Source organism: Nostoc sp. JL31 (assembly GCF_017114965.1).
Taxonomy (GTDB): domain Bacteria; phylum Cyanobacteriota; class Cyanobacteriia; order Cyanobacteriales; family Nostocaceae; genus Nostoc; species Nostoc punctiforme_A.
In genome coordinates this window covers 12,040-25,806 of record NZ_JABXKO010000085.1, presented here as the reverse complement: position 1 = coordinate 25,806, position 13,767 = coordinate 12,040, and the positions used below count along the sequence as shown (strand labels likewise).

Below are 13,767 nucleotides of genomic sequence, written 5' to 3'. Positions count from 1 at the left end.
ATTAATCATTTGCTAATGACCAATGACAAATGACTAATGACTAAATTTACGCACTAAGTAGGGTAGCAGGTGTCCCGTCAGGGTGCAATAAAGCGCGTTTGGGCCCGTGGATTGGGTCTTCTACGATTATGGTTTGATCGCGGCTGGCTCCTAATGAGACGATCGCGATCGGGACTTCCATCAATTCGGCTAAGAATTTGAGATAATCCAATGCTCGTTGTGGCAAGTCTTCTAGGGTGCGGCAGTGAGTTGTTGACACTTGCCACCCTGGTAAGGTTTTGTAGATGGGGCGACATCTAGCAAATAGACGAGAACTTGTGGGGAAGTGTTCGCTGCGTTGACCATCTATGTCATAAGCAACACAAACTTGGATTTCCTCTAATTCATCAAGAACATCCAGTTTGGTGAGCGCCATACAATCCATGCCGTTAATCCTCACGGCATAGCGACCGATGACGGCATCAAACCAGCCACAGCGCCGTTTGCGTCCGGTGGTTGTGCCAAATTCGGCACCGCGATCGCACAATAATTCTCCCAACTCGCCATCTAATTCGGTGGGAAATGGCCCCTCTCCGACACGGGTTGTATAGGCTTTTGACACCCCAATTACCCGGTCAATCATTGTCGGCCCTACCCCAGTACCAACACAAGCTCCACCCGCAACAGGGTTAGAGGAGGTAACATAAGGATAAGTTCCGTGATCTAAGTCTAGGAGCGTACCTTGTGCGCCTTCAAACAAAATATTACGCCGTCGTTGAATCGCATCGGATATTTTCAACGATGTATCAACAACGTGAGGCCGCAAGCGTTCTGCATACCCCAAATACTGCTCAATCACCTCTTGTGGATCTAGAGGCGGCAAGTTGTAAAGCTTTTCTAAAATGACGTTTTTATAATTAATCGTCCACTCCAGCTGCTCGCGCAGCCCATCCGGGTCCATCAAGTCTAAAACCCGAATACCTGTACGTTCAGATTTGTCAGCATAAGTCGGCCCAATGCCCCGACCTGTTGTGCCGATCTTATGGCTTCCCCGTCGTTCTTCAGATGCCTGGTCAATCAATCGATGATAAGGCATTGTTACGTGGGCTGTCTCAGATATCAGCAGGTGGTCAGTGGAAATATTTAACTCTTTTAGTTGGTCGAGTTCTGCGATCAAAATCTGTGGATCGATGACTGTTCCACAGCCGATAATGCAATCGGTATTTGGATACAAAATCCCAGAGGGAATCAAGTGCAGTTTAAAGGTCTGACCTTTAACTACAATCGTGTGTCCAGCATTGACACCCCCTTGGTAACGCACCACAACATCTGCGGAACGGCTGAGTAAGTCAGTTATTTTACCTTTTCCTTCATCGCCCCATTGGGCACCTATGACAATGACGTTAGCCAAGAGCTTATATTAAGAAGTAAAGTTTCCACAAACTATTATTATTAACATATAGCTTGAATCATGTCAAGATAATTGTAGTAAGAGCGTACAGACGTGCGCCTCAACAGCAAATTCCATTGTGGATCTATGATGTCACCCTGTTATGACAGCGATTACCATCAACTTTAATAACGTTATCAAACTTACCAGTGACCAATTTTACCAATTGTGTCGGGATAATCCTGATGTCAAATTTGAGCGCAACGCCAAGGGAGAATTAATTGTAATGCCACCAACAGGGGGAGAAACTGGAAAATGCAATGCCAAACTTACTACTCGATTTGTCTTGTGGAATGAACAAACCCAACTTGGAGAAGTATTCGACTCTTCCACTTGCTTTAAACTTCCCAACGGCCCAGACCGTTCCCCCGATGTATCCTGGATACAGTTAGAAAGATGGAATGCACTCAGCAGCGAACAGCGCGATAAATTTCCTCCCATAGCTCCTGATTTTGTTTTAGAGCTAATGTCTCCATCTGATAGCTTGAGCGAGACGCAAGCCAAGATGGGCGAATATATGGATGCAAAAGTGCGACTTGGTTGGCTAATCGATCGAAAAACACGTTGCGTCGAAATTTATAGACAAGGACAACCAAAAGAAGTATTAGAGTCTCCCACTAGCCTGTCTGGAGAAGATATATTACCTGGTTTTGTTTTGGATTTACGGATAGTGTGGGGTTAATTAAAATTCCAAATCAGAGACGTTGCATTGCAACGTCTCTGCAAATATTATGGATAGGCAAATTACCCGATCCGAATTGTATTGGCGATACTACGGCTCAAAATGAATTTATATTAAAATTTAGCGGATTTCTTTGTGAGTATCATGTATAAATCATCATCCTTAAAAATCCAGATATTTACAACTATAACAGATTGTATTTTGCTACCCGTGTTATCAAAATCCTTAAAATATTCTCAGTATTTGTTTTTAATCCTTAATCTTAACTGATGGAGGGTATCTGCGGCAGAAGGGGCGATCGCATGAGCAAAAAATGGTATCGAGTCCAAAAGCTGAAAGCAATATTCGTCCTAGCATTGGCAGTTGTATTTACTAATGCTGTAGTTTCGTATAGCAACACTGTGAAGCTGATTCACAACCAGCAATGGCTAACATACTCCTATAAAGTTATTACCCAAATTGAAAATATCCAATCTAGACTCAAAGATACTGAAACTGCACAACGTAGTTATTTAATTACAGCAGATGCAGATGATTTACAAACTTATCTTGCAGCTTATCAACAAACAAATAGCAATATTCAGATTTTCAAGAATTTAACTGTTAATAACTGTCAAAAGCAGCAGTGGATTGCTTTACTAGAGCCGAAAATTATCAAGAGACTCAATATTCTCCAACAAGGAATTTACCTCAGAAGAAACCAGGGATTAGAAGCAGTTCGGCAGCAAATCTTATCTGATAATGACAAGCAAGTTGGCAAAGAGATTCAACAACTGATTAACGACTCTTTGAAAGCGAGGAAAAATTTATTACAGCAGGAAATGCAGCAGTCACAAGCAAATTCCCAAAAGGCAATGGTGACATTTTTTATCGCTGCGATTGTGGATTTGGTGCTGGTGGCGCTGCTGTATGATTTGTTGTGGCGTTATATCAGGCAACTTCAGCAGACAGAATTGGCCCTACGCCAAAGCGAAAATCGTTTACGAGCCATGATAGATGCAGAACCAGAATGCATCCAGTTAATTGCCAGGGATGGCACCCTTTTAGAAATTAATGCAGAAGGGGTGGCAATGATGGAAGTGGAAAGTGCTGATATTTTGATTGGTAAACCAGTTGATACTGTGGTTGCGCCAGACTACAAAGCAGCCTTTGCCGACTTGCATGAAAGTGTCTGCCAAGGTAACAAGGGTACTTTGGAGTTTGAAATAGTGGGATTTAAAGGCACTCGCCGCTACATAGAAACTCATGCTGTACCACTACGTAACGAATCTGATGGCACGTTCATCCATTTAGCAGTGACGCGAGATATAACCCAGCAAAAACAGGCAGAACAGAAAATTCGTGAACAAGCGGCGCTATTGGATGTGTCAACTGATGCAATTCTGGTGCGAAATATCCACAACCAAATCCTATTTTGGAATAAAGGTGCCCAGAGTTTATACGGCTGGAAGGCTGAGGAAGCTGTGGGTAAGAATGTTTTACAACTTTTATATAAAGAGATTTCACCACAGCTAGAAGATGCTTACTTAAGGGTGGTGAATACAGGTGAGTGGCGGGGTGAGTTGCATCAACTGACAAGGGAAGGCAAAGTAATTATTGTTGAAAGTCGGTGGACACTGATCCGAGATGATAATGAACAACCCAAATCCATTTTGAGTGTGAACACTGAGATTACTCAGCAGAAACAACTAGAAGCTCAACTTCTGCGATCGCAACGTTTGGAGAGTATCGGCACTCTAGCTGGCGGTATTGCTCACGACCTCAACAACATACTATCGCCAATTTTAATGTCAGTTCAACTGTTGCAGAAGAAATTGCCCGATTCCCAGAGTCAGCAAATACTGCAAACTTTAGAAAATAATGTCAAATGCGGCGCTAATTTGCTTAAACAAGTGTTATCTTTTGCACGGGGTATTGAAAGCAAACGGACAATTGTACAAATTCAGCCTTTGATGGCAGAGATTGAGCAAATTATCGCTCAAACATTCCCCAAATCCATTAGTTGCCAGATAGATATCCCTAAAAATCTCTGGTACGTTCGTGGAGACATAACTCAACTACATCAGGTATTGATAAACTTGGTAATCAACGCCCGCGACGCTATGCCCAATGGCGGTATTCTCAGGATTGCGGCGGAAAATCTGGTGATTGGCGAACATTCTGCCCAGATAAATATTGATGCGAAAGTTGGTTCTTATATTGCGATCGTGGTGACGGATACTGGTATGGGGATGTCGTCAGAAGTCCAGCAACGGATTTTTGAACCATTTTTCACCACCAAAGAGGTAGGCAAAGGTACAGGTTTAGGACTTTCTACGGCGTTGGGTATCATTAAAAATCACGGTGGTTTTGCCAATGTTTACAGTCAAATAGGCAGAGGTACTCAATTTACAGTCTACTTGCCTGCCTCAACATCTAGAGACACACATTCGCTGCCTCAACAATTGGAATCAGTTATAAAAGATGGCTAAATATATCTACCAGAAAATTTGTATACAAGTTTTCATACAGAGGTTTAATTTAAGGTGCGATCGCAGTTGGATTAACGCTCTATTTAAGTTAGAAGTTTAGATAAGATAATCGTCATTTAAATTGCATCATTTTCATGGTAACTAAAAGCTGCAAACCCTCTCCCTTGCTCCCTGCCCCCTGCGATCTCAATGTGCTTTCTTATATGCTTAACAGTTTATATCATCGACTCGTTCGTTTGTAATTATGGGTTCAGTAGCCATAATCGCGAACATATACCTAATCGAGTCTTTTTAAGAATATGCCTTTTGGTATACTTTTGACTATCTATTTTTTCTAACTCCCTAAAAAATGGGCGAACCAGAAGTAATTAAGTCGAAATCTGGCAATTCACTCAAAAATAGTAACGATCGATTTAACCAATTGCTACGTTAACCTTTATGATGACGATAGCAACAAGCAAAAATCGTACCTGTTAAGTCAATGAAATGGATCTTAACAACTGCTCTGATTTTGAGCAGCACTACCCAATATTCACCACAAGTAATAGATCAAACTAAACAACCAGTTACTAATAAACAGCCTGCACAACCAGTTAAAACACCTGTTTCACCTCAACAACCTACTTCTCGACCAGTTTTTATTTTGCCAAAAGCACCTGCTCCATTAAGTCCTGTATCTGGGCGTAGAGCAGGAATGGGTAGTCGAGATAATTGCCCTGCGGTTTCAACCCCACTCACTGCTTTAGTACCATTTCAAGAGAAACAAAAGGTTGGCAAACAGACAAACAATTCAATTGTCGGGACTGTAGAGGGACTAACCACTTTAGAACGACCTACGTTTTGGTTTTACATCCCCTACACTAAGGATTTGTCTAACTCAAGCGCTGAATTTAGCTTACAGGATAGCGCCGAAAATGATGTTTATAGAAATGCGATCGCCCTACCTTCGAAGCCAAGTATAATTGGTATTTCTCTCCCTAGTACTGCTTCATTAGAAGTAGATAAGACATATCGATGGTATTTAAAAGTACGTTGTAGCCAAGATACAGCAAGCATTCCTGTATATGTAGAAGGGGACATTAAAAGAATCAATTTAGATGAGCGTGTTATGCAACAATTAGAAGCCGCAAATGAGCCTCGGGAAAAAATTATAATCTATGCTGAAAAAGGAATTTGGTTTGACGCTTTAAATATGCTAGCCCAAATACGCATTTATAATTCTAATGATGCATATATTGAAAAAGATTGGCAAAGTTTATTGCAATCCATCTATTTGGATAATATTTCTACGATGCCTCTAATAAAATTACCAACCCGCTAATAATTTCATATCCGGTAAAGTATCTATAAGCCTAGATTTCTACAACCAATTACCAACTATAACGTAGGGTGCCCAGTACATCGGACGGTTATATTCAGGAGCTTCAAGTAATTTTAATTGAGCAAAGCGTAAAGCTTCTGCCGTAGTTTTATCACTCATTAACTGGCGGTAAAATTCCTCAATAAATAAAGCTGTAGAGTCATCGCCAATTTGCCATAAAGAGGCTAAAGTACTCCGCGCACCAGCACGCAGGGCAACTCCTGCTAATCCCAAGGCAGCTCGGTTATCTCCTGCGGCTGTTTCGCAAGCACTCAAAACAAGTAATTCAACTGGCTCTGTTCGTTTTTGCTCTCTACTTTTGAGCAAGCTATCTAATTCGCTCACATTGATGCGTCCATCAGCTGCTAAGATAAAAGTGTCTTTTGCTTTAGAGCTAAATTGCCCGTGAGTTGCCAAGTGAACAACTCTAAAAGCTTGAGCGTTGATAGTTTTTGCTAAATTTGTACTAGTAAAATTTTTATCTAATAATGTAGTTGTCGATACGCCTGCTTCCTGAATTAATTTCAGTTCAACTTTAACGTTGGGAAGTGGTGCAAACTTTTCATTTTTGGGTGGTTGCGATAGTCCTCCAGCAAGGGCATTTAATTTTTTCTGTCCTAGAGGTTTGGGAGTAAATAGTTGCAGTCCGGGGCTAATAACTACAGAGTATTTTTGGACTAAATACCCTCTGCCATCATATAATGCAGACATCGGTATATTTCGCAATAACCCGTCTGGAATAAAGACTAGAGTATTAACTTTACTATTTTTAAGGTCTGTTTCAACTGGTTTAATTAACCAGTTATAAAGCTGTTGAGAAACTGCTTTAAATTTATGATCGGCATCGGGTTGGACTATTGTCTTTCGTATTTTTGTAATAACTTGTTCTACTTGCTGACGGTTGACTTGAAAAGTTTTATGAATCAACGGTTGTTTGGGAAGTTTGATGATAATTTCTAAATAGTTATCTAGGATAATCGGGTAAAAAATAGCAGTATTCGGGTTGTCGCGGTCTACTACTTTGTCCAAAACCACAAATTGGTTGCTCAAGCAAGCTTCTCGAAAAAAATTGTCTAGTTCTGCGATTTGCAAGGCTTCTATTCGCTGACGTGCTTTATCTAAATCTGGTTTTTCTTGTCCTTTCTCTTGTAAAATCAACTCTACAGACTGCCGATAAAGGGGTTCTATGCGATCGCGGAAATTCAACTGCACGTCTCGATTAACTCCAACTAAATCGCTGCGAAGAGACTGAAGAGTTGTTACAGCGGCATCATAAGCAGATATGGCTGCTGGGATATTTCCCTGTGCTTTGAGCAAACGTCCTAACTGCCACTCAAGGCGATAAGCTATATCTGAGGCATTAATTTTTTCAGCCATAAATAAGGCTTGCTGCGTCAAATCCTGTGCTTCTTGCAATTGTTGGTTCTGCTCGTAAACTTCTCCCAAGCTGCCCAGTGCATAAGATTGGGCACGTTCATCGCCGATTATTTTGGCTTGCTGAACGCTAGTTGCCAGAATCTCTGCAATATCTTTTTTGTTACCAATTGTGGCCAAAGTCTGAGCAAAATTGATCCGTGCATAAATACCAGCTTGATTGGTAGGCAGATTCGGGACTTGAGATTGGATTGTGGGTATTAATGATTTTGCTTCAGTGATGCGTTCGTTTTCGACAAGCAAACTCAGCTGATTAATCAGGGCTTGAACCTTGGTGAGAGGGTTTGGTCCAATTTTGGCAGCATTTTCATAATGAGCGATCGCATCTTTAATATTACTTAGCGACCTAGCAGTATTACCGAGGCTAAATTCCGTCAAACTAATTTCTAGAGGCAGTTGCAGACGTTGAGCGATTTCTAAGCTTTGTTGTAAGTTTTTCTGGGATAACTCAAGTTCGCCTAATTGTTGTAAGACATTGCCAAGCGATCGCAAAGCTGTTACTTTTACAGGTGAGTCAGGTTGGGAAATTAATTGTTGGGATACTTCATTCAATATATCTAAGCTACGGCGGTAAAAACCAGCAACTCGTAGGGCTTGTGCTTGGTTAATCCGGCTGCGTGTTACTCCAGCATTGTCATCTAATTTCTTCCAGATTTGCTCTGCTTGTTGTGATGTTTTCACAGATGCATCAGTTTGTCCATCTGCTAATTGCAATTCGCCCTGAATATTTAGAGTTTGTGCCAGAATTTCTAACAATTCAGATTTGGGATTATTGACATTTAACTTTTGATTTATCTCATCCCAGCCAAGCAAATTTAAGCTATTGTCAATAGTTGCATAAGCTTCTTTCCAGGAGCCGAGTTGCTGGTATACAAGGCAGAGGTTAGTCAGCGCTGCGGCTTGTGCGAGGTTATTGCTTTCTCGTTGATAGATACGGACAGCTTGTTGTAGAACATTTACTGCTTCAGTAAAGCGCCCAGTTTGATAAAGTGCTTCTCCTTGCTCAAGAAGTTGCTGTGGTGTTGTGGCTGGGGGTTTATTGGTTTGAATGTGAAACCCGTTTGGTGAATTTGTCTGGATTTGTTTAGCAAATGTACTAGGGATAATAGTCAGGAAAACAGCAAGGGTAAATAGGACTACGGGAGTTACCGCAAATCTAATTACTCGCTTTGGCAGCTGAAGTTTTGCCATATTTCACACCTCCCTGAGATACAGGACAGGAAGCAGGTGTTTGCCAAGGGCTGTGGGGGTTGAGTTGAGGAACTTGTGCTACTAGTTCTATGTTTCCATTGCGATCGATTACCCAGCCAGAAGCTTCCACAATTGGAGTTGTAGCAGCAATGGGAGTAGTTGAAACTGCTGTTGGTTGTGGCACAGGCGTTGTGTTTGCCTTTTCTGCGTTTGGCCTTAATCTCACCCACGCAGACACAGTACTTGAATCTTGTAATAGTTCAGTGGGACTCATGGGTAGTCCGCCGCGTCCTGTTGCCACAAATGTATTTTGGAATTGCCGAGTTCCAGGTGTGCAGGCATTGGAAATTTGCCTAGAAGCATCAACTAGATTAACTGGGAGTTCGACTAAGCCGCGAGTGGGGTCTACATCAGGTGTAGTGATTTGCACATTACCGCTCAACTCGCGAGTTGCTCCGGTAGCGGTGATGTCATTTGTGTTTAGGGAAGCTATATCCCGAAACTGAATGCCAAAGATACCTTTAGTATTGATTCTGACATTACCGCCATGAAAGTCATCAGAGTTGGCAGTGATATCGCTGTTTTCAAAGGCGGCAAGAATATTGGTATTGATGTTAATATCGCCACCGATGACATTTTCTCCTATGGCGTTAGTCGTGATATTGCTGCCACGACCTAGTAATAATAAATCTTTCACTTGCAGGGTGATAGTTGCCTGTAGTTGATTGGGGTCAGTGTTGATGCTGCGCGTGTTAGCGCTTACGATGCCATTGTCCAAACGGATGGAGCGAGCAAAGATATTTACATTACCAGCATTGCCACTTCCTGCACTGTTTACAGTTACTTTACCACTATCTTGGACATTCAACTGCCCAGTAGTAATCGTAATCTTTCCCCCCTGACCAGTGGAATTCTCTACCGTACTGGCAAACGCACCACTTGCAGGCTCTGGAAGCTCAAATTTATCCTTACTGAATTGGGCAAGACGACTATTATATTTGGGATCGCTGCCAGAAAAGATGATTTGGTCAGTCACATTCAAGGTTATGTTACCAGCCTTACCATTGCTTGTGCTGTAAGTAATCAATTGTCCACCGTTAAATGCTTCTAAAGTATTGGCATTAACGATGATGTTACCTCCATCGCCTTTTCCTCTGGTGCTAGTAGACATAACAGCACCATTTGTTACTAACAGCGCCCTAGTGCTGATGTCGATGTTGCCACCATTGCCTTTTGCCTCAGGCATTAGCACATTGCTAAAGATAGCACTGGACAGTCCATTACTACCTACCCCATTGATAAAGACATTATCGTGAGCATTTATTTTCACATTACCTGCATTTCCTATTCCTGCGGTGGTGGTAACTAGTTGAGTACCATTCTGAAGAGAAAGGGATGCAGTCGTGATGTTGATATCACCACCCTTGCCAGAAGCGCCTTGGCTCAATACATCAGTAAATATAGCGCTGCTCTGATCCTTAAAACTACCATTTAAGGAGACGGCATCTCTTGCTTGAATCATGACATTGCCAGCATTTCCCTTACCCGTACTGATGTCAAGAATTTGTGCCCCATTTGTTAGAGAAAGTGTCCTAGTGGTGATGTTGATATCACCTGCATTGCCCTGAGCTTCTTCCGTTCCCGCACTGCTCACTATGGCACTGATTTTTTCTCTAGCAAAACCATCAAGCAACACGAGATCGCGGGCATTGATATTCATATTACCTGCATCCCCTTTACCAAAGGTGCTATTATTGAGTCGAGCGCCATTTGTCAAAGAAAGCGACCCAGTAGTGATTTTTATATCACCACCCTTGCCAGAAGCGCCTTCATTGACTAGGCTGAAGACTCCACTGGTAATACCATCCTTACTTACTCCATTAAAGGAGACGGTATCATGGGCATCGATATTCACATTACCTGCATCCGCTTTACTTAAGGTGCTAGCATCGAGTCGAGCGCCATTTATTAAAGAAAGCGACCTAGTGGTGATGTTGATATTACCACCCTTACCTACTGCTTGAGGTTGCACTAAATTTCCAATTTGGCTTCCACTCCTCAGGTTAATTGACTCAGTAGCGTTAATTGTAATATCTCCCGCCTGACTGCTAGCTGACCCCAAACCTTGCCCTATACCAGCCTGAAAAAAACTCCTTCCCGTCATCTCTAAATTTCGGGCGTTAACTGCAATACTCCCACCATCAGCTTCTACATGTACACCAGAATTATTAGCTAAAGAAACATCCGATCGCGTACTTTCAGCAGGAAAGCCCAAGCGAAAGTTGTTATCATCTATCTGAAGCGCTACAGTTCCGCTTGATGTCAATCCTCCCAACTCGACTCGACCACCATAAGCATTCAGTATCCCACCATCCATGTTGACATTGCCGCCTACTAGCAGCAAACTCTTTCCATCTGGAACTCGTAAACCAATTGAACTATTTTGAATCGGGGAAGCCGCAATTTGATTGAATAATAAGGCATTTGGATTTACTGTTAACAAGGGTGAAGGTGCTTCTGGATTCGAGGCGCTGAAAAATCCCAAATTGCCAAACCCAATGGCATTGGCTGTTGTGGCGACAAACGAACCCCCGATCTTCAAACTAGCATTTTTACCAAAAATAATCCCATTGGGATTAATTAGAAACAGATTGGCTCTGCCGTTAGATTTGATGAAACCATCAATATTAGAATTTAACTTACCTGTTACTCGTGTCAGGATGTTCTGAATATCCAGTGCATTATTGAAGAAAGCAGTACTGCCATTAGGAACAGAGAACTCCCCAAAGCTGTGAAACAGATTATCCCCTCTTGTGGTTCCACCCTCAATAATCCTGGTATTGCCCTCTAATTTCACATTGGAATTATTTGGCAGAGTGCCGTCTGGGGTGATTTGGGCAACTGAGATATTTGCATAAAAGGCGATGAACCCACTTCCAATGGCAATTCCTAGACCTTGTAACCAGTCCAAAGGCGCACTTCTAGCAGACATTGCACTCTCCTATAGAAAAGAAAATTTAGCTTGGAAGCCTCAATCCAGAGTGTAAGTATCAGGTTAATCAACTTATGCATAAGAGAGGATATTAGCAATTTGGCGTTACTAAATCAAGTAAATAAACTAGATCAAACGCATTTAAAGTATAAGAATCCTTCAATAGCAAGGGTTTGAGCGTTTGATAGTTGAGGCTATTTTTTCAACAAGATCCCTATGCAGCAAGGCTTTCACAAATTACGCGCGTTTGCCCTGATGAATAAACCAATCTCACTGCTACCAATTAAAAATCAGAAGGCAAAGCGAAAAAACTTCTGATTCTCAGCCGTGAATAAAATTAACTCACTGCTACCAATTAAGAATCAGAAGGCAAAGCGAAAAACCTCTGATTCTCAGCCGTGAATAAAATCAACTCACTGCTACCAATTAAGAATCAGGAGGCAAAGCTAAAAAATTTCTGATTCTCAGCCGTGAATAAAATCAACTCACTGCTACCAATTAAGAATCAGGAGGCAAAGCTAAAAAATTTCTGATTCTCAGCCGTGAATAAAATCAACTCACTGCTACCAATTAAGAATCAGGAGGCAAAGCTAAAAAATTTCTGATTCTCAGCCGTGAATAAAATCAACTCACTGCTACCAATTAAGAATCAGGAGGAAAAGCTAAAAAACCTCTGATTCCTAACAGTGAATAAAATCAACTCACTGCTACCAATTAAGAATCAGGAGGAAAAGCTAAAAAACCTCTGATTCCTAACAGTGAATAAAATCAACTCACTGCTACCAATTAAGAATCAGGAGGAAAAGCTAAAAAACCTCTGATTCCTAACAGTGAATAAAATTAACTCACTGCTACCAATTAAGAATCAGGAGGCAAAGCTAAAAAACCTCTGAATATCATTTAACAGTTTCAAGGAGAAAGTCATGTCTAATACTTCTAGTTCCCTCATGAAAAAGAAATTCTTACTAACACTCAGCGCAACAGTTATTGGTGGTTCTGCTATTTTTGGCTTTGCTAACCTGGCTTTAGCTGGAGATGTTAGTGCGGGCCCTATCTGGAGCAATGAACACGCAAAACAAGTATGCCCTCAAGTTTGTAGTTCAGTCGGTTTGAAATGGGACGGGAACTGGTATACAAACGTCCCAGGCAAAAATTCTGTTTGTAGTTGTGTAAGTAAGTAAAGCTTTAACCCAAAAGTGTTTTAGCTAACATTGCACTATTGAGGTAGTTGAGAATACTTCCTAACCTCTGATAAATCCATAACCACCCGCTTGGGGCGGTTATGGATTTTTTTAAGCAATCGACTCAAAAAATACACTCTTCAACTTTACTCAAATATTCAAAGGGAAAATTATGTTAATGAATTTCATCAAGGATTTAAAACATCAATCATCGCGATTTTCAGGAGCGTTGTCATTGATTTTTCTAGTTTCTGTTGTTGGGTTAATTCTGTTAGGTTTAGGATGGAAGAACTATTCAATGCCTACGCCATCTGAAAGTTATCAACCAGTAGATTCACAATTGGAAGCCAAGGTTTTGCAAGTCATTCGCAAGCATCCAGAAGTGGTTTTGGAGTCTGTTTCTGCATACCAACTGAAAAAACAGGAACAACAACAGAAAATACAAATGGCTTTTTTACAAAAAATGAAAGCTAATCCTAAATCAGTGATTGGCGAATCCCCAGCTACTGGTGCTCATGAGCAAAAAATTGTGCTGATAAATTTCTCTGACTTTCAATGTCCTTATTGTGTAAAGGCGCATCAAACAGTTAAGCAATTTATGGCAATACATCAAGATAAAGTCACGTTGGTGTACAAGCATCTGCCTTTGACCTCAATTCACCCAGAAGCCATGTCCGCTGCAAAAGCGTCTTGGGCAGCGAGTCAACAAGGAAAATTCTGGGAGTTCCATGATGCGCTTTTTCAAAACCAAGACAAGTTAAGCGAATCTCTCTATGTTACAACTGCCAAAACCCTGAAATTGGATCTGAAGCGGTTTAACCAGGATCGTAACAGCAGTGCTGCTATTGCTGCTATTAAGAAAGATATTGAATTGGCACAACAGATTGGAGTTGATAGTACTCCTATGCTTGCGATGAATGGAGAACCTCTAAACGGAGACATTCAACTTGCTAGTTTGGAAGCGCTTCTGATTAAAGTCCGCAGCAAGTAATGAGACCTTAAAAAGGAGATACAATTGCCACTATTG

The 13,767-nt window shown here is 41.4% G+C and carries 8 protein-coding genes; 5 read left to right on the top strand and 3 right to left on the bottom strand.

Annotation, left to right across the window (positions count from 1 at the left end; genetic code table 11):
* Positions 1–46 precede the first annotated feature (46 nt).
* Entirely contained in the window at positions 47–1,390 is a 1,344-nt protein-coding gene (locus HWQ43_RS19520; RefSeq protein ID WP_292737106.1) for an adenylosuccinate synthase, read from the bottom strand.
* A 142-nt stretch (positions 1,391–1,532) separates the two neighbouring features.
* On the opposite strand from HWQ43_RS19520, the gene HWQ43_RS19515 reads away from it, so the two are divergent.
* The 3 genes from HWQ43_RS19515 (at position 1,533) to HWQ43_RS19505 (ending at position 5,903) form a co-directional block, all read left to right on the top strand.
* Positions 1,533–2,111: a Uma2 family endonuclease gene (locus HWQ43_RS19515; protein WP_292737104.1), complete on the top strand. Its 579-nt coding sequence runs from the start codon at positions 1,533–1,535 to the stop codon at positions 2,109–2,111.
* Between the two features lie 302 nt (positions 2,112–2,413).
* Complete coding sequence (locus HWQ43_RS19510) at positions 2,414–4,582, top strand: PAS domain S-box protein (RefSeq protein WP_292737101.1); 2,169 nt, start codon at positions 2,414–2,416, stop codon at positions 4,580–4,582.
* A 481-nt stretch (positions 4,583–5,063) separates the two neighbouring features.
* The gene (locus HWQ43_RS19505; RefSeq protein ID WP_292737099.1) at positions 5,064–5,903 is read left to right on the top strand and encodes a DUF928 domain-containing protein; all 840 of its coding nucleotides are present in this window, start codon (positions 5,064–5,066) and stop codon (positions 5,901–5,903) included.
* A 39-nt stretch (positions 5,904–5,942) separates the two neighbouring features.
* Here the strand turns inward: HWQ43_RS19505 and HWQ43_RS19500 are convergent, their stop codons facing one another.
* Both HWQ43_RS19500 and HWQ43_RS19495 read right to left on the bottom strand, forming a co-directional pair.
* Positions 5,943–8,567 carry a CHAT domain-containing protein gene (locus HWQ43_RS19500; RefSeq protein WP_292737097.1) on the bottom strand — a complete coding sequence of 875 codons (2,625 nt, stop codon included), beginning with the start codon at positions 8,565–8,567 and terminating at the stop codon, positions 5,943–5,945.
* Entirely contained in the window at positions 8,533–11,559 is a 3,027-nt protein-coding gene (locus HWQ43_RS19495; protein WP_292737095.1) for an S-layer family protein, read from the bottom strand. The genes HWQ43_RS19500 and HWQ43_RS19495 overlap by 35 nt, the downstream gene beginning before the upstream one ends.
* A 923-nt stretch (positions 11,560–12,482) precedes the next feature.
* Between HWQ43_RS19495 and HWQ43_RS19490 the strand changes: the two genes are divergently transcribed.
* Both HWQ43_RS19490 and HWQ43_RS19485 read left to right on the top strand, forming a co-directional pair.
* The gene (locus HWQ43_RS19490) at positions 12,483–12,740 is read left to right on the top strand and encodes a mannan-binding lectin (protein ID WP_292737093.1); all 258 of its coding nucleotides are present in this window, start codon (positions 12,483–12,485) and stop codon (positions 12,738–12,740) included.
* 178 nt (positions 12,741–12,918) lie between these two features.
* Positions 12,919–13,731: a DsbA family protein gene (locus tag HWQ43_RS19485; RefSeq protein WP_292737091.1), complete on the top strand. Its 813-nt coding sequence runs from the start codon at positions 12,919–12,921 to the stop codon at positions 13,729–13,731.
* Positions 13,732–13,767 lie beyond the last annotated feature (36 nt).

What these genes read in the sequence shown, in the direction of transcription:
- HWQ43_RS19485 (WP_292737091.1), top strand. Translation starts at nt 12,919, where the DNA reads ATGAATTTCATCAAGGATTTAAAACATCAATCATCGCGATTTTCAGGA.
- HWQ43_RS19490 (WP_292737093.1), top strand. Translation starts at nt 12,483, where the DNA reads ATGTCTAATACTTCTAGTTCCCTCATGAAAAAGAAATTCTTACTAACA.
- HWQ43_RS19500 (WP_292737097.1), bottom strand. Translation starts at nt 8,567, where the DNA reads ATGGCAAAACTTCAGCTGCCAAAGCGAGTAATTAGATTTGCGGTAACT.
- HWQ43_RS19505 (WP_292737099.1), top strand. Translation starts at nt 5,064, where the DNA reads ATGAAATGGATCTTAACAACTGCTCTGATTTTGAGCAGCACTACCCAA.
- HWQ43_RS19515 (WP_292737104.1), top strand. Translation starts at nt 1,533, where the DNA reads ATGACAGCGATTACCATCAACTTTAATAACGTTATCAAACTTACCAGT.
- HWQ43_RS19510 (WP_292737101.1), top strand. Translation starts at nt 2,414, where the DNA reads ATGAGCAAAAAATGGTATCGAGTCCAAAAGCTGAAAGCAATATTCGTC.
- HWQ43_RS19495 (WP_292737095.1), bottom strand. Translation starts at nt 11,559, where the DNA reads ATGTCTGCTAGAAGTGCGCCTTTGGACTGGTTACAAGGTCTAGGAATT.